21 protein-coding genes and 2 pseudogenes are annotated in these 21,607 nt (G+C 41.9%); 21 read left to right on the forward strand and 2 right to left on the reverse strand.

Annotation, left to right across the window (positions count from 1 at the left end):
• Positions 1–78 precede the first annotated feature (78 nt).
• Positions 79–429: a hypothetical protein gene (locus MWM02_RS08880; protein ID WP_064551839.1), complete on the forward strand. Its 351-nt coding sequence runs from the start codon at positions 79–81 to the stop codon at positions 427–429.
• Positions 430–745: 316 nt separating this feature from the next.
• Here MWM02_RS08880 and MWM02_RS08885 read toward each other — a convergent pair whose 3' ends face one another.
• The gene (locus MWM02_RS08885) at positions 746–1,351 is read right to left on the reverse strand and encodes a TetR family transcriptional regulator (RefSeq protein ID WP_244403485.1); all 606 of its coding nucleotides are present in this window, start codon (positions 1,349–1,351) and stop codon (positions 746–748) included.
• A 701-nt stretch (positions 1,352–2,052) separates the two neighbouring features.
• On the opposite strand from MWM02_RS08885, the gene MWM02_RS08890 reads away from it, so the two are divergent.
• The 5 genes and pseudogenes from MWM02_RS08890 to MWM02_RS08910 all read left to right on the forward strand — a co-directional run bounded on the left by MWM02_RS08890 (position 2,053) and on the right by MWM02_RS08910 (position 7,547).
• A complete protein-coding gene (locus MWM02_RS08890; protein WP_244403486.1) occupies positions 2,053–3,225 on the forward strand; it encodes an oxalate decarboxylase family bicupin in 1,173 nt (390 codons plus the stop codon).
• 321 nt (positions 3,226–3,546) lie between these two features.
• A pseudogene (locus MWM02_RS08895) lies at positions 3,547–4,121 on the forward strand (DUF2087 domain-containing protein).
• 70 nt (positions 4,122–4,191) lie between these two features.
• Positions 4,192–5,409 carry an MFS transporter gene (locus MWM02_RS08900; protein WP_081260302.1) on the forward strand — a complete coding sequence of 406 codons (1,218 nt, stop codon included), beginning with the start codon at positions 4,192–4,194 and terminating at the stop codon, positions 5,407–5,409.
• Positions 5,410–5,449: 40 nt separating this feature from the next.
• Positions 5,450–6,358, forward strand: a complete 909-nt coding sequence (locus MWM02_RS08905; protein WP_244403487.1) for a PhzF family phenazine biosynthesis protein — start codon at positions 5,450–5,452, stop codon at positions 6,356–6,358.
• Between the two features lie 802 nt (positions 6,359–7,160).
• The gene (locus tag MWM02_RS08910; protein WP_013400752.1) at positions 7,161–7,547 is read left to right on the forward strand and encodes a VOC family protein; all 387 of its coding nucleotides are present in this window, start codon (positions 7,161–7,163) and stop codon (positions 7,545–7,547) included.
• A 129-nt stretch (positions 7,548–7,676) separates the two neighbouring features.
• Here the strand turns inward: MWM02_RS08910 and MWM02_RS08915 are convergent.
• A pseudogene (locus MWM02_RS08915) lies at positions 7,677–7,941 on the reverse strand (excalibur calcium-binding domain-containing protein).
• A 212-nt stretch (positions 7,942–8,153) separates the two neighbouring features.
• Between MWM02_RS08915 and MWM02_RS08920 the strand changes: the two are divergent.
• From MWM02_RS08920 to MWM02_RS08990, 15 genes are all read left to right on the forward strand, one after another.
• Positions 8,154–8,465, forward strand: coding sequence for a metal-sensing transcriptional repressor (locus MWM02_RS08920; RefSeq protein ID WP_275973752.1), 312 nt, complete (start codon positions 8,154–8,156; stop codon positions 8,463–8,465).
• A 13-nt stretch (positions 8,466–8,478) separates the two neighbouring features.
• Complete coding sequence (locus MWM02_RS08925; protein WP_244403488.1) at positions 8,479–10,872, forward strand: heavy metal translocating P-type ATPase; 2,394 nt, start codon at positions 8,479–8,481, stop codon at positions 10,870–10,872.
• 19 nt (positions 10,873–10,891) lie between these two features.
• Positions 10,892–11,095: a copper chaperone CopZ gene (copZ, locus tag MWM02_RS08930; RefSeq protein WP_064551847.1), complete on the forward strand. Its 204-nt coding sequence runs from the start codon at positions 10,892–10,894 to the stop codon at positions 11,093–11,095.
• Positions 11,096–11,538: 443 nt separating this feature from the next.
• Positions 11,539–11,883 (forward strand): DUF5082 domain-containing protein, encoded by a 345-nt coding sequence (locus MWM02_RS08935; protein WP_244403489.1) that lies wholly within the window; start codon positions 11,539–11,541, stop codon positions 11,881–11,883.
• Between the two features lie 75 nt (positions 11,884–11,958).
• Entirely contained in the window at positions 11,959–12,255 is a 297-nt protein-coding gene (locus tag MWM02_RS08940) for a YwqI/YxiC family protein (RefSeq protein ID WP_064551849.1), read from the forward strand.
• Positions 12,256–13,815 (forward strand): LXG domain-containing protein, encoded by a 1,560-nt coding sequence (locus MWM02_RS08945; protein ID WP_244403490.1) that lies wholly within the window; start codon positions 12,256–12,258, stop codon positions 13,813–13,815.
• A 25-nt stretch (positions 13,816–13,840) separates the two neighbouring features.
• Positions 13,841–14,236, forward strand: a complete 396-nt coding sequence (locus tag MWM02_RS08950; protein WP_244403491.1) for a hypothetical protein — start codon at positions 13,841–13,843, stop codon at positions 14,234–14,236.
• Positions 14,237–14,349: 113 nt separating this feature from the next.
• On the forward strand, positions 14,350–15,165 hold the full coding sequence (locus MWM02_RS08955; protein WP_244403492.1) for a hypothetical protein: 816 nt from the start codon (positions 14,350–14,352) through the stop codon (positions 15,163–15,165).
• Between the two features lie 1,302 nt (positions 15,166–16,467).
• A complete protein-coding gene (locus MWM02_RS08960) occupies positions 16,468–17,466 on the forward strand; it encodes a permease (RefSeq protein ID WP_244403493.1) in 999 nt (332 codons plus the stop codon).
• 14 nt (positions 17,467–17,480) lie between these two features.
• Positions 17,481–18,338 carry a TIGR03943 family putative permease subunit gene (locus MWM02_RS08965; RefSeq protein ID WP_244403608.1) on the forward strand — a complete coding sequence of 286 codons (858 nt, stop codon included), beginning with the start codon at positions 17,481–17,483 and terminating at the stop codon, positions 18,336–18,338.
• Between the two features lie 82 nt (positions 18,339–18,420).
• Positions 18,421–18,657 (forward strand): hypothetical protein, encoded by a 237-nt coding sequence (locus MWM02_RS08970; protein ID WP_244403494.1) that lies wholly within the window; start codon positions 18,421–18,423, stop codon positions 18,655–18,657.
• 478 nt (positions 18,658–19,135) lie between these two features.
• A complete protein-coding gene (locus tag MWM02_RS08975) occupies positions 19,136–19,489 on the forward strand; it encodes a hypothetical protein (RefSeq protein ID WP_244403495.1) in 354 nt (117 codons plus the stop codon).
• 46 nt (positions 19,490–19,535) lie between these two features.
• A complete protein-coding gene (locus MWM02_RS08980) occupies positions 19,536–19,994 on the forward strand; it encodes a hypothetical protein (RefSeq protein ID WP_064551969.1) in 459 nt (152 codons plus the stop codon).
• Positions 19,994–20,323 carry a hypothetical protein gene (locus tag MWM02_RS08985; protein WP_064551857.1) on the forward strand — a complete coding sequence of 110 codons (330 nt, stop codon included), beginning with the start codon at positions 19,994–19,996 and terminating at the stop codon, positions 20,321–20,323. The genes MWM02_RS08980 and MWM02_RS08985 overlap by 1 nt, the downstream gene beginning before the upstream one ends.
• Positions 20,324–20,325: 2 nt before the next feature.
• The gene (locus MWM02_RS08990; protein WP_244403496.1) at positions 20,326–21,603 is read left to right on the forward strand and encodes a glutathionylspermidine synthase family protein; all 1,278 of its coding nucleotides are present in this window, start codon (positions 20,326–20,328) and stop codon (positions 21,601–21,603) included.
• Positions 21,604–21,607 lie beyond the last annotated feature (4 nt).

The raw sequence follows: 21,607 nt of genomic DNA on the forward strand, positions 1-21,607 counted from the left end.
AAGAAAGGGCCTATGGAATGCGCCTCGGCATAGGCCCTTCTTTTCCTTAAGGTAAACATGAATGTGACGGAGGAAACGATGAAGAAGAATCAATGGACTTGCAAGCAAAAAATTTGTTTTATTTTTGAGATTTTTCCTCGTCATGCAATGCCTTTTAACAAGTTGCGCCATATTCGCCAAATGAATTCCCGCTCCGTCAGGGAACTCAATGCTTTTTTATCGGCTCGTTTGGAGAGGATTGCCTGCATGATGGACCTTCTGCAGAAAGCACACGATCATTGGATTGTTTACGGCAAAAAGGACAAAATTATAATGGAAACGGATACGTATGATTTTAACGAAGCGCTCAATATTTTGTCCAGCCACGGTTTCAACAAGGATGATTATATATTAAGAGTGGAATACGAACGGAAATGGGGAATGCTTTAATCCTTTTGACTTCTTTGCTATTTCTCTGATCCTGCTCCATTTTAGCAGCAAGCGGATTTTCAAATGGATACACGTTTGGCTAGAAAAAGAAAAGGAAAATTTTAAGCGTTGCACGTCAGCGCCTTTTTGCGTGAATAAGTTCAGAAAAGCGAAAGCCAATAAAACGATGAAAAAGGGAAAGTTTATTTGAGCAACTGCAGAAGGAATTAAAAAATATCGTCCAGTAATAGCCGTTGGTATGCCCTGGCCGTCTTTAAGCCAATTAAAACAAAAAAATCCCTGTCATTAGGCAGGGATTTTTTTGTTTTAAATAGTTCTAAACACCAACTATAATCTTCAAACCATCATTAAAGAGATCGTCAACGGTTCGACCTGAAGCAAAATATTCTTCTATACTTTGAACCATTAAGGGATGTTCCCTTTTAAACTGTTCGAAATCAAAGCCTTTAATTTCTTCTGGAGAAGGAGGAGATGTTTGCTCCTCGATCACATGCCCGAAAGTATAACGGGTCGCTGCCAGAACGATTAAGCGGGCTTCCCGAAGGCTGATGCCGGCACTATGAAGCGATTGGATAGCCACTTCGGATATTTTAGCCATCGTCAATGATAAATGGGCACCAGCGACAACGCGACCACCATCGGTATATGAGAGCATGGCTTTACGCAAACGGTTAAGAGTGTGGATCAGCCAATCTTGCCAAGGCTCACCATCACCCCGCGGCTGTAAGTCCGCAAATTCCGTCTGCAAAATCGCTTCGGCCATTTCGTTAACCAAAGCGGCTTTATTGTTAAAATGCCAATATAAAGCCGGAGCTTGAACTCCCAGCCTTTTAGCCAGTTTTCGCAGTGTTACGCCCTCAAGACCACTTTCATTGAGCAATTGCAGAGCTTCTTCTATAATTTGTTCCTTTCTTAATGCCATTGTATTCTCTCCTCGACAGTTTCATCTTTAAGATTGCTTTTTAGTTCAGCAATCGAAGAGTTCAACTAAATTATCAATTATTCTACTTGACATTGTACCACAAAACATTTGACAAATTAATTTAACACTGTTAAATTTAACAGTGTTAAGTTAACTGCAAACTGAAAGGGGAAATTAATTTCTGTGTGCATTACAATCAAATAAACAGGGGGAGAATGGTTATGTTTAAAAGCTTGTTCCAACAGCGTATTCCAATGAATTGTTTTCTAACATGGGAATGGACATAAGCTTCGTATCCAGTACGATGAAAAACAGCATGTTGGATTCAATTACATATATCCTACTCGCGTGGAGTAGGCTCTTTTTGTCCATAAAAGTAAGAAGGTGAAGTAAAGTTTCCGCTTTTTAATCGTGCTAATCCTGTGTCGAGTTTTAAGCTGCATAAAAAAGTATATCTTGTTCAACCATGGGAGTCGTCGTTCTACGAATAACGGGATAAGCATTTTAGCAATCCACAAATTTCTATCCGCTGTACCAATCCTCACCATTATCTGCTTTTTCCGCTGGTCTCCCAGCTTTCATTCAAAGGGCTAGGGCGTTTTTACAGGAATTGATATATTTTCAGGATCTGCATCATAAATACTGTTATATGACAATATAGAATTCTCTATTCAACAATACTAGTGAAGGGAGCATATCTTATGAAAAAACGCCCAAGGAATCCGGCTTCGTACGAAAATGTGCCGCAGCCGATAAGGGATGATGGTGCCGGCGCAACCGATTTCGGTCCCCGAGACGTTATGAGGGATCTTGAGAACCCTGACATGCTAGTTCCGCCGGCCACCGACGCCGGAACGATCCCCAATTTAAAGTTCTCTTTTTCTGACACCCATATGCAGTTAAAGCATGGTGGTTGGTCGCGGGAAGTAACGGTTAGAGAGCTGCCGATCGCAACCGCTCTTGCGGGGGTAAACATGCGTCTGACGCCGGGCGGCGTGCGCGAGTTGCATTGGCATAAGCAGGCGGAATGGGCCTATATGATTTTAGGCTGTGCACGCATCACTGCAGTCGACCAGGACGGGCGGAACTTTATAGCCGATGTCAGCGCGGGGGATTTGTGGTACTTTCCCGCTGGAATTCCACACTCGATTCAAGGACTGGAGGAAGGCTGTGAATTTCTGCTCGTCTTCGACGACGGCAGCTTCTCTGAGTTCGACACCTTCACTATTACTGACTGGTTTGCGCACACAGCAAAAGACGTGCTAGCAGCGAATTTCGGTGTACCGGAAAGCGCCTTTGCCCACATTCCTACAAAACAACGATACATTTTCCAAGCAAAGGTGCCCGGCCCGCTGAAAAGCCATCATGTGTCGGATCCTTACGGTACTGTGCCAAAGAGCTTCACGCATCGGCTGCTCGCACAGGAGCCGATCATAACTCCGGGCGGGACGGTACGCATAGTTGATTCCACCAACTTCCCTGTTTCGACTACAATTGCGGCGGCGCTGGTAGAAGTCAAGCCAGGCGGGATGAGGGAAATGCACTGGCATCCAAATAGCGATGAGTGGCAGTATTATCTCACGGGCACGGCGCGCATGACGGTGTTCGCGGCGAATGGCACCGCCCGGACTTTCAATTATCGGGCTGGTGACGTAGGATATGTACCGCGCGCCTACGGTCACTATATCCAAAACACCGGTGACCAAAGCCTATGGTTTTTTGAAATATTCAAGAGTGACCGTTACGCCGATGTGTCGCTGAACCAGTGGATGGCGCTGACTCCAAAAGAGCTGGTACAGGACCACTTGCATGTAGGACCGGAGCTGATAAACGCATTGCGGAAGGAAAAATGGCCGATCGTCAAATACAACTGATATCAGACGGCAAGCATGAAGCCACTAAACAGGCGAGAATTACTTTGTGCTCTCGCTTGGCGGCATTACGTGAGAATACACGTCTAACGTCATCGCGGCAGAGGAATGTTTTAAACGTTTGCTGACTATTTTCACTTCGGAAAGGACTTTAGGAAATGGTTGAAAATGAGAAATGGCATAAAAAATGGAGTGCAAACTGTTAACAGTTTTGTCACTCTATTTTTGTTGATAAACTAAGCTTTAAGCTTTTAAAGCAAATTCCTATCATTTAACAGTGTAATTAAACTATTATCTAATTAGATCATAGTTGTATTTGGAGGGATTGTATGGCAGTTAAGCAGGCTTGTTAATTTTTATAAGACTCTAGGTGATCCCAAAAGATTCGTATTATTGCACTATTGCGGCACGGCCCTTTACATGGCCAAGCGATAGCAGGTAAACTTGGCTTAAAGCCACCTACTATTGCACATCATATGGCCAAACTTTGTGAGGTTAATCGATGAAAGACGTAAAAAAATACCATTTATTTTTCATTAAACATCAAAAACCTCGAAGATAGTGCTACAGCAATACTAAATTTAGTTTCTGAACATCAAAAAAGTGTAGAATTAAAAATAAATGAATTCGAACATAATCAGGTTATAAAGAATTTCTTTACTTTTGATGGCAAATTAAAACAAATCCCTGCCCAACGAAAGAAAAAATAATTATACTTGCACATATCGTGAAAGGGTTAAAGATTGGAGTTGCTTATGATGAAAGTGAGATTATGATTATCTAAAACAATTTCATGAAGATTATGCAACATTAAGAAGAGAGTTGGTCATGAACCACTTTATGTATCGGGAAAATAATATTATGAAATGAATCCCCCAGAACTTTGGACTTTAAAATAATTTTTTTTTGCCAATATAATTAGATATGTATCTAATTAGATGTTTGTAAAAAAGTAAATGAGGTGATTTTGTGACTAAGGCAATAAATATATTTCGCCAAGAAAAAAATTACTTAAGGTTATTTTTAGCAGGAATCGTTAATGGTATTGGAGACCGTTTTAGTCAAGTTGCTCTTTTGGCACTGCTGTTAGAGTTAACTGGTTCGGGATTTGCCGTTGGTATCGCTTTGGCCATTCGGGTTGTTCCTTTTTTATTATTCGGCCCTTTGGGAGGGTTCTTAGCTGATCGATTTTCAAGAAAGAGAATACTCATTATAACTGACTTATCAAGAATTGCTTTTGCTATCTCTTTTGTATTTGTCAATAACAAGTCTGATATTTGGATTGTTTATCTGAGCACATTTGTTTTAGCTGCAGGGGAAGCTATCTATGCACCTGCACGAAAGTCATTCATTTCTTTACTCGTCAAGAAAGAAAACATCATAAAAATTAATAGCTTAGAACAGGTCATGCTTGGAGTGGTTTTAATAGCAGGTTCATTTTCTGGAGGTATCGTTACCTTTTTCTTTGGACCAGATATGACATTTTGGTTGAATGGCCTTTCATTTTTAATGGCTGCTATAATCATTTTTCCTATTCCGTTCACAAATAAAAATCGCCATATACAGAAAAATGGTGAATCTAACATCTTCCATTCGCTAAAAATCATTAAAAAATTAATGATTACATCTAGTGCCCTTTATATTGCATTTCTATTTGAGCTAATCGCCCCTCTTTTTAATGGGATTGATAACGTACTCATTAGCATCTATGCCGTTCAAGAATTTAATCTAGGTGATATAGGAGTCGGTCTTTTTTATGGAGCCCTCGGAATTGGTTTAATGCTAAGTTTTATAATAGCTCAACGTGTTCACCAACATCTTTTGTTAATTGGTCTGGCAGCTCTAATATTAGAAGGTTTGTTTCTCATTATCTTAAGTCAAGTTCACTTAGCATTCATTGCTTTTATTATATATATTTCAATCTCTTTTGTATCAGGCATTTGCAATACATGCTTCGATTCCATTGTTATGAAGGAGACGCCTAGCGACCATCAAGGCTTAGTATTTGGCTTATTGACCACCATTTCAAATACATTAATTGGAATATCTATGTTCGGGGCTGGCATCATTTTAGAAGTAGTCAATAATAGAATGCTTGGTTTGATTGGAGGGATGGGGTTTGTATTAACTGGATTATTTCTTATTGTGGCATATTCTTCTATAGATATTGGTCATCAAACCAAATAATTGTGTCATTATTCCCATTTAGTAAAAAAGGTGTGATCAAATGATATCACTAGTACAAACCAAAGTATTTGGCGTTTCTTCTAACGGGGGAAATCCATGTCCCTTAGTGTTAAACAGTGACTCATTAACAAAGAAGCAAATGCAAAGCATTGCCGCTTATTATGGGGTGGAAACAGCCTTTATACTACAGCCTGAAAGTCGAAATGCCCTTTTCAGACTAAGATACTTTGTTCCAAAACATGAAATGGAGATGTGCGTTCATGCCACTGTGGGGGCGGTAAGTTACTGGTGTCAGTCTCATGAAATAAAACAGCTAAATGGAATCATTGAAACTGCGCTGGGAGAAATAGCGGTAAATGCCGAAGAAAAAGATGGAAGATTAAATGTTATCGTAGAACAATTCCCTCCGTCTTTTAGCAATGAAAATCCCAGTCCTTCAGAAGTTGCTCAAGCATTAAAAATAAGTGAAGAAGAACTAGATCTATCCGTGGGACCCATTCAATCCGTTTCCACTTCACGTCCCAAATTGATAATTCCTCTTCGTAATCACGAAATACTTCATCACTTAGCTCCTGACTTTGAATTGCTTTGGGAGCTTTGTGATAGATATAAGACAACCGGCTTTTATCCTTTTACGCTGTCAACCCAGTCTTCGAAATATGATGTTGAAGCACGCCAATTTCCGAAAAGAGCCGGTTATAACGAAGATCCAGCTACAGGTGTAGCGGCATGTGCGCTTGGAGCATATTTAACTTATTATTCAACGCTTCAAGAACCAAAAGAGGGATGGTATGAATACCTGATCGGACAGGGATATGCGATGGGAAGACCAAGTATTATCAAAGCTGCTTCATATATTTCTAAAGAAGGAAATATCACTAAAACACAAGTAGGAGGATATGCGACCATTTTACGAAAGGAAAACCTTGATACTCACTCAATAGTTTAAAAGATGTTCTTGAAATTGGCGGCATCATGTTACATAAAAGAGGAGCGATGCCGTGATTCAAGCATGTTCTGTAACCAGCAAATTGGAAATCATGATAGCGCCCCGTTAGTAGTTTATATGACTTCCAAAGTGGTTAGGCTTTTATGTATCAATGACCAGCTTGTCGGCAATTCGAACCCTGCCGTGAAAATAAACGGCATGAACCTGTGGTGTGGGCAATGCAGAGCTTATTTTAGTGCATTGCTGTGCCAAAAATTGACATAAGTGTCGCCGTTAAAGAATGGTGCTGGTTCTTTTATTGTAATTTACTGGTAGGGTAGCAGCGGAAATGTTATCATTATATTTGTAATATTGTTACTTCTAATTTTTTGGAGGTGTTTAACATCAATAAAAAGGCGAAAGTAGTTATTGGACTAATCAGTAGCCTTGTTCTTTGTCTTTTCGGAGTGTATCGTTTAGTGATTGAAGCTCGATCATCTTATTCATTATTGGTTCCTGCCATATTTGCTGTTACAGGTTTTATTGCACTAATCGGAAACATAATCGAACTGAAAAAAATGAAAATCGACAATGAAATTTAATATATCCTAACAAAAATTGAAGCCCTAAAGTAGCTCGGCGATAAGGGGCGATATTGAGGAAAAGAAGAAAATATCACCCTCGGTTCAGCGCCATCTTTGAACTCCCGAGCCGTTTGGCAGGGCTTTTTTATTTATGGGGCTAGGAATAGACAGGGTTCTTGTTCGAAATAGTCGATCGGTGGCATTAAAATGACAAGGATGTTTGTTTGGAGGTAATGGAAATGACGGTAAATATCCGCCTGGAATTGTTTGTGAAAGATTTGCAAAGGTCTGTTGATTTTTACAAGAATGTCATTCGCTTGGATTTATCTTCTCAAAATGAAAGCAGTGCCATGTTTAAAACAGAAAATCTTAACTTGCTTTTAACTAAAGAAGATGTTATTTCGAGTAACCACTATTTTAGCGAAATAAAAACATCTCGAAAAGGAATGGGAGTTGAAATAATATTAGTGGTTCCAGATGTGCAAAGTTATTATCAACGTATATGTGAAATGCAAATAGAAGTGGAATCAGAACTAAAACAGCAAGAATGGGGAATGACCGATTTTCGCTTAATCGACCCGGATGGTTACTATTTAAGAATCACTTCGCCTAAAATGGAGAATTAAGGGTTTAAGAAAAAACGGGGGGAATTGACCTGCTTCAGCTTGTCACAACATCGGAAGAGGAGCCCTTCCCATCGGAGAGAAGGGCTTTTTTATGTATAAGGTCCTTATCATACACGAGGAAACGAATGTTTATCGTTCACAAGCGATGAAATCTTTGTCTCGATCCAACTTTTTATTAGCATCATAGAGTGCTTTTGAAACGTAAGGTTTGTATTTGGTTTTACCTAAGCAGAGCGGGCGGACGCCGCCTCGATAATCTTTGTTTAACGCTGTACAGTTTTTATACGTTTTCACCTTCGCTGCTGCTTCTGCATAGTTGATAGTTGAAAGAATCAAAAGAAAAACCAAGAACTAGTTCTAAGGAAAGAAAAACAATGATTAATTGTTTTGTCAGCAAAACTTCCTTTTTCTATAGAAATATAAGCAAATCTCCTTCAAGACTTTTCCTAATGCATTAAACGCACACTCGCAAAAATATATCACGGATTATCAAGGACAAACGTAACGGCACAGCAACTGTGCTAAGAAAAAAGCAAGGCGTTCCAATTGATATTTATACCCATTACCGGTATAATGTATATAGAATGATCGAATGAGGTGAAAAACATGAATCACTCTGAAGAGCATCATCTTAATCCTAAAATGGTACCGCGCACGGAAGAAGAAATCGCGAACATTGTCAAGCGTTTAAAGCGCATCGAGGGGCAAGTGCGCGGGGTGCAAAAAATGGTTGAGGATAACCGGTATTGCATTGATATTTTAATCCAAATTTCCGCAATTGAAGCGGCGCTGCATAAAGTCGGATTGCATTTGCTGGAACGGCACGTTCGTCATTGCGTCGCCAAAGCGATCCGCGAAGGCAGCGGCGATGAATCGATTCAGGAGTTAATGACCGTCATCAACCAATTTTCTAAATAGGGAGGGAAGCGCGATGGGCGAGAAAAAGCATGTGACGTTGCATATTACCGGCATGACATGCGCCGCCTGCTCGAGCCGCATCGAGAAAGTGCTCAATAAGATGGACGGAGTCGAAGCGAACGTTAATTTAGCGATGGAAAAAGCGACGATTGAGTATGATCCGGCGAAGCAAAGCGTCCGCGATATTCAAGAGAAAATCGAAAAGCTCGGATACGGTGTTGCAACGGAAAAGGTCATGCTCGATATTGAAGGCATGACGTGCGCTGCTTGTGCGGCGCGCATTGAAAAAGGCTTGCAGCGCATGGAAGGAGTGGAACGCGCTACGGTCAATTTAGCCACAAACAGCGCGGTTGTCGAATATAAGGAAGGCATCATATCGGTTGAAGCGATTTTAGAGAAAATCAAAAAGCTTGGCTACAAAGGACAAGTGCGGAAGGAAGAAGAAAGCACAGGAGTTAAAGAAGAACAGCTGAAGCAAAAACAGCGGCAGCTTATGATTTCCATTGTTTTATCGCTTCCGCTTCTCTATACGATGATCGCGCATCTGCCATTTGACCTTGGTTTGCCGATGCCTGATTGGCTGATGAATCCATGGGTACAGCTTCTGTTCGCGACACCCGTGCAGTTTTATATCGGCGGTCCTTTCTATGTTGGCGCGTATCGCGCGTTAAGAAACAAAAGCGCGAACATGGACGTCCTTGTCGCACTCGGCACTTCCGCCGCCTATTTTTACAGCTTGGCGGAAGCGGTCAAAACGATTGGTAACGCGCACTATATGCCAAACTTATATTTTGAAACAAGCGCGGTGCTCATCACGCTCGTGCTTGTCGGAAAATATTTTGAGGCGCGTGCGAAAGGGCGGACGACCGAAGCGATTTCGAAACTGTTAAGCTTGCAGGCGAAAGAAGCACTCGTTGTCCGCGACGGCAAAGAAGTCAAAGTTCCGCTCGAACAAGTGGTCGTTGGCGACACGATTGTCGTCAAACCGGGAGAAAAAATACCGGTAGACGGTATCGTGATTGCGGGATCATCTGCTGTTGATGAGTCGATGATTACAGGGGAATCGATTCCGGTTGATAAAAAAGAAGGAGACCGCGTCATCGGCGCGACGATCAACACGACAGGCACTCTTACGATTCAGGCGGAAAAGGTCGGAAAAGATACGGCTTTGGCGAATATCGTGAAAATCGTTGAAGAAGCGCAAGGCTCAAAAGCGCCGATTCAGCGGTTGGCCGATGTCATCTCGGGAATTTTCGTTCCAATCGTCGTTGGCATCGCTGTGTTGGCGTTTGTTGTCTGGTACTTTTTTGTCACGCCGGGCGATTTGCCAAAAGCGTTGGAAGTCGGGATCGCTGTGCTTGTTATCGCATGCCCGTGTGCGCTCGGGCTTGCCACGCCGACATCCATCATGGTCGGCACTGGAAAAGGAGCGGAACATGGCATTCTCTTTAAAGGAGGTGAATATTTAGAGGAAACGCATAAAATCAACGCGGTACTGTTGGATAAAACCGGAACGGTGACAAAAGGAAAGCCGGAAGTAACAGATGTCATTGAGTTTCAAGAAGGAATGCTTGATTATGCCGTGTCGGCGGAAAGCGGCTCTGAGCATCCGCTCGCACAGGCGGTTGTCGAATATGGAAAACGACAACAAATTCCGGTAAAGCCGTTGGAGCGCTTTACGGCGCTTGCGGGCCACGGCATTGAAGCGACAGTCGCTGGAAAACGTGTTCTTGTCGGAACGAGAAAACTAATGAAAGAAAACAATGTCGACATGTCGCAACATGAAGCGAAGATGGTACAATTAGAAACAGAAGGAAAAACAGCGATGCTTGTCGCCATCGATGGAGAGCTTGCCGGAATCATCGCCGTCGCTGATACGATCAAAGAAAACGCGAAAGAAGCGATCCGTGCATTAAAACAAATGGGAATTGACGTCTACATGGTCACAGGCGACAATGAACGGACGGCGAAAGCGATCGCCGAACAAGCGGGAATCGACCATGTATACGCTGAGGTGCTTCCGGAAGACAAAGCAAGCATCGTCGAAACGCTGCAGCGGGAAGGCAAACGGGTGGCGATGGTCGGCGATGGCATTAATGACGCTCCGGCGCTAGCGAAAGCAGATATCGGCATGGCTATCGGCACAGGAACCGATGTCGCCATCGAAACGGCCGATGTCACATTAGTCGGCGGCGATTTGGCGCATATTCCGAAAGCGGTCGAATTAAGCCGCAAAACAATGACAAACATTCGGCAAAACTTGTTTTGGGCGCTGTTTTACAATACGATCGGCATTCCGGTTGCCGCCGCGGGGCTGTTGGAGCCGTGGATTGCCGGAGCGGCGATGGCGTTCAGCTCCGTATCGGTAGTGACAAACGCGCTTCGCCTAAAACGCGTGAAACTATAAAAATAAGGAGGAATCCATTATGACAACAACATTACAAGTGCAAGGAATGACATGCAACCATTGCAAAATGGCGGTTACGAATGCTTTGCAAGAGCTAGAAGGAGTCAGCCGCGTCGAAGTGCATCTCGATAAAGGCACGGTCGATGTCGATTACGATGAAACGAAAGTCAGCTTGGACCAATTGAAAGAAGCCATTGAAGAACAAGGGTATGATGTAAAGTAAGCGAGAGCCTCCCTTTTTCTTAAGGGAGGTCTTTATTTTTTCTTGAAAGGTGCATAGCAAAATAGGTGGAATTCATGTAAAAGGGTACCAATATCTTTTGAAGAAATGTGCAAGAGTTGTCGTCGAACTTCATGGACTTGATTGGTACACCGTTGGTATATGTTTGAAGAACCCTGCAATCTGTAGGCAGAAGTGGCTTGCTGTAGATTTTCTTGTGCGCAATCGCGTTGTCCATCAATAATATAAGGGATAATAGTGCTAATTTTTTACAACCTGTAGACATATAAAAATAATGACTAAACACATTTACTAGTCTTAAAGTCCTTCAATTAAAAAGGAAAGGAATCCACCTTTCCTCTCTTTTTGTGGGTATATTTCCATGATATAGTAAATTTGGTTACCTACTAAAAGTAGGAGTTTTATTAATGTAGGAGGACCGTTGTATGACCCTTGCTTACTATTACTCTTTATTGCGCAAGAAGGAAGAAGAATTACAGCGTGTTTACCATTGTGAAGCAAAGTTGTTGAATTCGCAGGCGGAGTTCCAGGCTTATCAGCGTTTTGTAATGGAACCTGAACTATCGTCTAACACGTGGAACGGAAAGAAAGCAGAAAAATTCCAGCAAATAAGAAATGAAGAGATGTTGGAATCCTATCAAGATATGATGGAACAACAGTTTTCCGTAGTGTTCGATCAGCTTTCAGCGAAGGCGAGTGACATCAAGGAAGAAATTAATTTGATTAGACAAATGATTGCGCAACTAGAAGCACAGCAAGCAGAGCAGTAGGAGGCAATTAATTATTGATGTTTTAATGTTTGTTTAAAGCGATGAAGCGGATTGAAAAAGAGGGGGGAGTTGTGAGTGAATGGCGAAATCCATATACGATTTGCACAGGTAGAAAAAAAGCTTCGTCAACTGCAAAACACCACGGAAGCGTTAAATATTTCCTATCTTTCGTCTATAGCCGGAGGAAATGAGCTAGATGTTGTGAGGAAATTGGATGAACTTAATGGCGAACTACGTCATCTTTTAGAAAAATATAAAACGCTCCTGCTTTCTAATATACAATCCACCTTTCGTTCTCTTGACGCCATGAAGGAAACAGACCAAGCGATAAGTTCCTCTATTATCGGAAAGAGCCAAAGGGGAGAGGAATGAGTGAGAGTCTTAGATGTCTCTGATTTAGAAAATGGAATCAAGGAATTAAAAGCCATACTAAAAGCGCAAAAGGAACAAATAAATAACATTAAAGATGATATGCAATCATTTACACATTCCGAGTCTTTTTACGCTGGTGAAGGTGCCAAGGCTATTCGCTTTTTTTATAACGAGTGCCACATTCCGTTTTTACGGTTTCTCGAAAATTTCATCGATAACTATCAAAGATTTCTCGTTAACTTAGGAAAATCACTGAATAATTTAGAACCGGCAAATAACGGATTTATTTGCGAAAGCTTTTTGGAATATGAGATTGCTTCAGCATTACAGCGAATGAAAAACACCGTCAAGGACTTAGTCGACGAGGCCAATGGTTATATGAATGAAGTAAACGATATCGTTTACTTGACAAGATTAGACGATCAGCGTTTTATGCACGGATTAAAAAAAGCGGAAGATTATGCGGCAGAAACAGTGGAAGATTTGCGGAAGTTTGATTCTGAACAGACGAAAGAAATCAGCAGTTTGGAAGCTGACCTTCAAATCATGAAAAATTATACTGCACTTATCGAGTCGATGTTTTGCCAAGGAGATTTTTCGGTTTTATCGTTTAACATGGATAAGCTAAACAGTCATCCAGATTATAGAACGTTGACGGTTAAATTGCGAAAGGATGAAATGAAGGAAAGGGTATATCCTTTCACTGATTTTTTCGCCACAATAAACGAAAAATTAAGTACAGGAGATAATATCATTATTGGCACAAGGCTTGTGGCGTTTCTCGCTTCCATGCAAGTAGCGAAAGGTTTGCAAATAAAATATATTCGTCAAGCACCGACCTTATGGCAAAAAATAAAAGGCGACTATCGATTCGCGGTGAAAGCTCACCCTTCATGGACAAGCGAAACAAAACATGAATCGCCCCTAGCCAAATTTATTATTAAACTGACGAGAAAAGAACCGAATAGTTGGTATGAAAAAGTACTGAAAAAAATTTTTTCTGGTTATCGGAGTCCATCAGACTTTATTAAACATATGGCAGGATACCCTAAAAATATTGAAGGCATATTGACCGGGGAAGAGTTCAGAAATGCATTGATAGACCGGGTATCGGCAGGGGTTAAAGAAACAACTGAAGCTGCAACAAAAACTAAGGGAATGCACAAAACAGCCCGGCATATACCTGTTGTTGGGATGGGTATTACTGTTGTGGCTAATGCAACTGAATATGTAAGTCCGGAAAATCAAAATAAAAGCCCGGCAGAAAGAGTTGGACGTGCTCTTACTGGAGTATTACTGGATGCGTTTGCTATAAACGTAGGCACAAGAGTGGGAATCCTGATTGGCAGTATAGGAGGGCCGCCGGGGATGATTATAGGAGGGGTGGCTGGAGCGTTTGTAGGTGGAACCGCCAGTTCGTTGTTTGGCGATAAAATAAAGGACGCTGGAGGAAAAGTAGTTGACGAGGCGGTGGAGGCCGTTAAAAACGTTGATGACAAGGCGGTGGATGTAATAAAAAAGGCAGAAATTCCGGAATCAATAAAAAAGTGGTTTAGCTAGCGATGTTTTAAGGAGGCATATATTGATGACATCAGATTTAAGGTTTCTATTATCAGATCTATGGTTTCTATTATCGGAACCACATACATGGATTACTCTTCTCGATTATACATTGGGGCTTATTTTCATATCGCAGTTTGGCATTGCTGGCGCTGTCTTTTTAGGTGCTAATTTGGTGGTATATTACTATGACTTAGCCTATACACAACATCCGGAAGCGCTGTGGGAGAAGATACTTAATGTAATATACAATCTGTTTTTTTGGTTTCCTGTTTATCTGTATAAGAAAGTATCGCCTTATCCGTTTTTGATTCGGAAATTGCTGTATGCGGTTTTTACGGTTGTGGGGGCAGCGGTATATGGAATTATATGGATGGCTCTGCACTATTTATTAAAATTGCTGTTGTTGGGGCATCTATAATGGACAGGCCAGGTTTTTGAGCTGGCAGTCAGCAATTGTAAGAAAGCAAAGATACATAGAAAGTCAAAAGTAGAATGGAAAAAGGAAAGAGAGGGAGCAGGATGGAGCTTGTCATGACGTGTACAACGGCAGAATTGATGCTGTTGGTGGGGGTATGTGATTATCCCGGTGTTGCTAAAGGGATAGGAGCAGCAGCGTTTGGAAAAAGGAGCGAAAAAGAATGGAAAGCAATTTTGGAGACAGCGGAGCATCAACTTATTTTAAAGGGGATTATCGATGATGAAAAAGCTGAGCGTGGCGAAGAACCAATATCCGATGAAATGAAAACATTTATCAATCGTTATGTGCAGTCAAAATGGATCATAAGAGGGACGGACATGCCGCGCAAAAGGGCGCTAATGTTCCATCATTACGAAGGGGACGACTGGCTGGCGCATATTATATATAAAGATATTATTCATGAGTTTTATTACGTAACATTTGACGAAATTTTAGATCAAATTCGTGAGTATTATTCATTTTCATCAGGAGATTCCGTGCCTGCAGAACAATTTTTTCTGACCGAGAAAGCGTTCGACTGGCTGAACGAACCGAAAAAAGTAGACAAAGTTAAGAAGAAAAGTGAATTTACGGACGAGGAAAAAAGAAGCTTCGAACATTTCCTTGAGGATCTTGAAGCGAAAAACCGATATTTATACAATCTCACTACCTTTCATTTCCCTAATGGAACGGATAATCTCTCGCCCGATCTCTATATGGAGAATGTGCTTTATCATATGAGAGATCTTTTCTTTTTTCTTCCATCTCAAAACGGAGTGTGGCTTGTCGAGTATACGCCGCATCCGAAAACACCGGTCCGTATTTATTTAGCAACGGTCGGGGAATGGATAGAACGAGCAGCCCGCTTTAAAGAAGTTATTGAAGTGTAACAGAAAACAGCGTGGTCCTTAGAGGAATTTGCAATCGATGCGGATTCATATTTGCCGCTGCTATAGGGCAGGCGCTTCTCCAGTGAGCTTGGCTCCATCAAGCTCATTCTTTAAAACTTAATTTAATAATAATGACTTTCAAGGAATGGATGTAGCCAGAAAGACAGAAATCCCGGCATCAATGAAAGGTGGTTTAGCTAGCTATGGTTTAGGGAGGCATATAAATTTTATGGCGTCAGACCTGTGGTTTCTATTATCTGATCCATACACATGGATTACTCTTCTTGATTATACATTAGGGGCGATATTCGTATCACAGTGGGGGGTAGCTATAGCTGTTTTTTTGGTGCTAATTTAGTGGTGTATTCTTATGACTTGGGCTATGAAAAACATCCAGAAGCACTGTGGGAAAGAATATCCAATGTAATAATTAATTTATTTTTTTGGTTTCCTGTTTATCTATATAAAAGAGTGTCCCCTTTTCCGTTTTTGATTCGGAAATTGCTGTATGCTGTTTTTACAGTGGTTGGGGCAGCGGTATACGGCATTATATGGCTAGTGCTGCGCAATCTATTGAAATTGCTGTTATTGGGGCACATATAATCGACAGAGCAAAGTGGCAGTCAGCAATTTTAGAGAAGACAAGATGCATGGAAGATTGGAAGTAGAAATGGAAAGAGAGAGTTTTATCGCTTATCTGGCAGCGTTGTTATATCATTGAAAGAAATAGAATTCGCTAAGCTCCAAACTATTTTCTAAAAATAGTTTCCATGATGAATAAGGTCAGCGACAGGAAAGTGTTCCATGAAATTGCCGATTTACGGAAAATGTCATTATTCATTCCGCTGGAAAAGCCCCGTAAACGTATTGTTTAGATAAAAAATGGATCTGTCCAAATTGTCAAATAAAGTTGCATCCGACAGCGGAATCACGGCAAGAAGCATCATTCACGTTCTCTTTTCTGTTACTAATTGTGATTGTTTTACCATCTTTTGTGGGTTATCATCTATTCGTGCTTTTAACAAACACTATGGATCTATTGCCATTTTTTATACTTTTGTTGGTCAAAAAGAGCCGCTTGGGGGCAATGATAGAATAGATGGATGGATATTTCCGCTAGATTTATTGTGAAAAGGCCGTAATTCCGGCCTTTTTTTGTTGCCAAGGCGCATGATCATGGCGGCTCGGCATATAGAGATAGGGGAAGTAGACATGTAATAGGAACAATAAGCATATAATTTTATAAATAGGAATAATTACGTTTTAACGCTCTGAATGAAAATGCAAAGGGGGAAGAAGGGGATGTATCGCTGGTTTTCTTCTGCGTTGATTGATGTAACTGGAATTGTCGTGATCGCGATTGCTGCTTATTTCATGTTGGCCAGTCAGTTTATAGGGGCGGCATGGTCGACGAAACTTCCAGCTTCTTTTCAACAATTTAGCACGATTTTTTTAAGCATTATCATTGAAGCGATTCCGTTTGTGCTGATTGGCGTAATCATTGCCGGATGTATCCAAATTTTTGTTACAGAAGAACAAATCCGGCGCTGGATTCCAAAAAATCGGTTTCTCGCCGTCATGATGGGGTGTGTGGTTGGCGCTTTTTTTCCTGCGTGTGAATGCGGAATTGTGCCGATTGTGCGAAGACTGGTAGCAAAAGGAGTGCCATTGCATGCTGCGGTCGGCTTTCTGTTGACGGGGCCGTTGATTAATCCGATCGTTATTTTGTCCACGTATATGGCGTTTGGAAATGATAGCACCATCGCGGCGTTGCGAATGGGGATTGGCTTTGTGGACGCTTTGATCATTGCCTTGATCATTAGCTTCTTATTTCCGTCTAATCAGCTGAAAGCTGCCGCTGTGCCGGATGTACGGGAACATGTTAAACGCGCATCATTGTTTCAGCAATTGGAGGAGGTGCTCAAACATTCGATTGATGAGTTTTTTGATATGGGAAAGTATTTAATTATTGGGGCTTGTCTCGCCGCGTTGATGCAAACATATGTACATACTAAATCTCTGTTTCTTTTTGGCGATGGAGATTTCGGAAAAACCATCGTCATGATGGGACTTGCTTATTTCTTATCATTATGTTCGGAAGCGGATGCGTTTATTGCGGCTTCATTTAAAAATTTATTTCCGGCCACCTCCATACTCGCGTTTTTAGTTTACGGACCGATGATTGACTTGAAAAATACGATTATGCTGTTGAGTGCATTTCGGGCTAGGTTTGTGCTTGTTTTGCTTGTTTTCCTTACATCCGTCGTGTTCATAAGCGTGCATCTAACGAAGATGCTGTAAGGTGGTGGAACGTGATGCGTTTTCATTTTCGGCAGTTTTTGCGGGCGATTATGTTAGCGAGTTTTTCCCTTTTTTTTATTCGCCTTCACGTTACAGAGGAAATAACGAAGTATGTGAATCCAAAGTATACTGTGATGAGCCAAATTGCCGCGGGGATATTTGTGCTGTTGTTGTTCATTCAGATTTTCCGCATATGGGAACCAGACGGTCATCCACATTGTCATGCCGGATGTGGGCACGATCATCACTCGAATGTTGGAGCGGGAAAACGGATTAGTTTTTTCATTATCCTCTTTCCACTGTTGGTTGGATTCGCTTTTCCGCCGGCCGTGCTCGATGCTTCCCTAGCTGAAAATAAAGGAACCGTCCTTCCTCAACCCCGTGAAAGACAGCAACAAGACTCTTTACCAGCCATCGAGCATCAAAAGGTTTTACCTAATGATAACTATCTTTCCCAAGGGGAGTATAATAAAAGAATGGAGCAGCTAAAGAAACAAAATGTAATCGAGATGAAAGAAGAGGTGTTTGCCCCTTATTACGAGGAGATTGAAAATCACCCGAAAAGCTACCGGGGAAAGAAAATCAAAGTAAGCGGGTTTGTATACAAAGAAGCGGGATTGAGTCCTCATCAACTCGTGATCTCGAGATTTCTCATTACTCATTGCCTTGCAGATGCCAGCGTGATTGGAATTTTAACCGAATTTGAAAAAGCAAGCCAATATCAACCAGATACATGGATGGAAATAGAAGGGACTTTACAGATTACAACATACAACGGAGTAGAAGTCCCAGTCATCAAAGCGGATAAATGGAAGGTCATACCGCAGCCTTCACAGCCTTATATTTATCCAGTATTAATAAAAATTTTATAGAGATGGCGGCGCTTTCATCAGCAGCATTTGGCATTTTCCCGGCTTTGCCTAATGTATAATGATGATGGAGGATTTCATCTATGTGGCGAAACATTGCAATGAAGCGAACGGGTTGGATACTCATTGTTCTGTCCATGATTGTATTTCTTGTTCCTTTTGTGATCCCGTTTTTTCTGTTTCTGCAACCATAAAAGTGGCCATTGGCGGGGTGGCCTTGGTAATGGCGGAAGCGTTATTTTGGCTAGGAGTACTGCTAGTCGGCAAAGAAACGATTCAAAACTATACGAAGCGGTTGTTGAAGAAAAGGGAAAAAGAATAGATGGTTATTGAGAGAATGCTATGTAAGTGGTCTATGAAAAATGTTGTAATAATATTAACTTTTTTCGGATATTTTGATTGAATATTCAGTCTATTGTCCGAGTGGTGTTATTGTATTAAATAATATTATTATGTAAACTAAAAAGAAAGATAGCACGAAACAAGTTGCGAAATGAACCGTTATGAACGCAAAAAAGGGTTTACCTATGGAAACAGGCTTGTGGTATCCAGTATTTTAGCTGATATATTGTTTTGGTTGTTCGTAGGAATTAGTAGTTTCTTTCGTTGTGTAACAACAACATTAGTGTGGATGTATTGTTTGGAATAGGGGGAATTATGTCTTTGACAATTCTTATTTCCAAATTATTGAGCATGAACTTCCTTGCTTCGCATAATTCGCTGTCGACTGTTGCGGAATTTGTTGGAGGGGTTCAATTCTTTTTGCGCCCTTGTCAATCATGATGGTTTCTCCTAGCCTATTGGATCCTTTTTATAATTGGCGTGCTCATGGGAACTTACTTTCTGCCTTACGTTTAAAGATATTTGTTTCAAACGATTGCCGCCGTATTTATTGCGCCTTTTTCGGCATTGTCTTTATGGAACTATCTTTTTATATCGGCCCATTTGCCCGCAGCGTTGTATATGGTATGGCGCTATTGCTGCTTATCCAGCAGCATCATGAATCACGCAAGGCACGTTCTCGTTTGAACGTGAAGGGGAAACAAGCGATAAAAATGGATTTGCTCAATAAAACTTTTTCTCTTTTTTTTTGCTTGTCTTCTATTATTTTGGAAAAGAATGATTCATTTAATAATGAAACTAGTTTCTCGTGATATTCGTACTAGTAGTTGTATCAGACTTGGAAAGGCAGGAAATATCATGAATCGCTTGGAGTATCGGCTATGGCTTGGCGAGGAAAATTATCGATTGCTTTATTTTTATGAATCGATAGACTTGCCGCAAATCATTGCCCGGCGCGAATGCGAATTTTTTGTAAAAGAGGGAGTGACGTATCGGCAAGTTTCCTCAGCGCTGGAACATGATAGGTTTGTCATTTACGTCGAGGAGTATGAGCGAGGGCGGAAAGAAGCAGAAGCAGAAAGCAACGGTTTACGGCTGGAAGTTCGTGAGCTTGATGCGGAGAACAAGCACCCCGTGATTGCAACGCTGGAGTTTCCTTCCCATCTCGATGTGATGGCGTATATAGGGAGTTCATTTACGTATTTTCATAGAAAAGAATGGCTTCGTGATAGCGCGGAAATTGACGAGGACCGAAAAGTGTATGTTCTTTATGTGACAGCAACAGGATTTGTTATGGAAGAAGGAGAGACTAACTGATGAACAAGACGAAGAAGATGATGATTGGCGTGCTGTCGACGTTGATGGCCGCTTCACTTACTGCCTGCAGCGATGAAAGTTTGCCGCCGAAACCGAAGGATCGGGATTGCGACGATTGGGAGTGGGATTCTGCGACGGGGACGTATGTTTGTGATGATGAGGACAGCTCCCATTACCGCCATTATTACTATGGTGGGCATTATTATTCGTCCAAACGCAAGCTGCAGCGTTCCGCGGCGTATAAAAGCTATCAACAGAGCGCGGAATTTAAGGCAAGGGCGAAATCGGGAATCGGTTCAGGGACGAAAGGCAGCTTTTTTGGGGGATGACGATGTATTCCATTGAACAACACCGCCAGCGTCGCGCCCGGTTTTACGGGGCAATACCCGATTTTTGGGCTGACTTATACGGTGCAGAATATGCGTTGTTAGACTACCATATGTTAACAGAGGAGGAAGCGGAGCAAATACGAACGGCAACAAGCCGCATCGGTCATCTGTATCGAAAAACTGCGAAGCTGTTGCGCCAATTACCTGACGAAACTCTTCGGCTGTTGGGATTTCATCGAGAAGCGCTTCCGTTTTTGCGCATTCCCGTGCTTCCAGCAGAAACCGTGATCGCTCGGGCTGATCTTGTGCACGTTGGCGGAACGTTTAAGCTGATCGAATTGAACGCGGATACACCGACGTTTATTCGCGAAACATTTGATATCAATGAACGGGCCGCTTCCTTTTTTCATTTACGTTCGCCAAACAAAGGAGAAGTGCGCTATGTCTCTGAAGCGGTTCAGCATGCCATTTTGCAGTCATACCGTTTATTGCATCGCGATGGAGAGCCGTATGTCGTGTTTACTTCCCATGAAGATCATATGGAAGACCGTGAGACGGTTCGGTATTTGCAGCGAATCAGCGGAATGGAGGCTGCTTATGTGCCGCTTCATGAGCTCTACGTTGTTGCTGAGGATGTTCAGCTGCGTGGCGGCGGTGTGCTGCGGCGCGGATTATATGATGGGGAAGGAAGGCGGATCGATGTGCTATATCGGCAAACGTATCCGCTTGAACATTTAGTCGAAGATCGCTCTCCAGACGGAACGAAAGTGGGAATACAGCTGCTGGAACTGTGGAAGGAGCGGGAAGTCGCCCTTATCAATCAGCCATCCGCGTTTTTGCTGCAGTCGAAAGCGGTACAGGCGCTTATTTGGGGACTTTATGAAGAAGGGAATCCGTTTTTCACGGATGAGGAGCGTCAATGGATTTCCGAACATTTTCTTCCGACTTATTTAGACGAAGAGTACTTTCTTGATCAGCAATTAATGTATGTGCAAAAGCCAGCATTCGGGCGCGAAGGCGACACGGTCGTCATCAAAAACGGAAAAGGCGAACCGATCGTCGCCGATATCCAGCAAACATATAAGGACGAAACACCTGTGTACCAGCAATACGTGCCGCTTCCCGAAACAGTGGTCAAAACCATCAACGGCTGTGAAACGGTGAGGTTATTGCATACGTGTTTTTTAATTAACGGCAAAGCGATGGGAATCAGCCTGCGCGCGGGGGGAATGATTACAAACAACTTGTCTTATTATTTACCTGTGATGATGAAAGGATGAAGAA

Origin of the sequence: Parageobacillus sp. KH3-4, assembly GCF_022846435.1 — a bacterium.
GTDB lineage: Bacteria > Bacillota > Bacilli > Bacillales > Anoxybacillaceae > Parageobacillus > Parageobacillus thermoglucosidasius_A.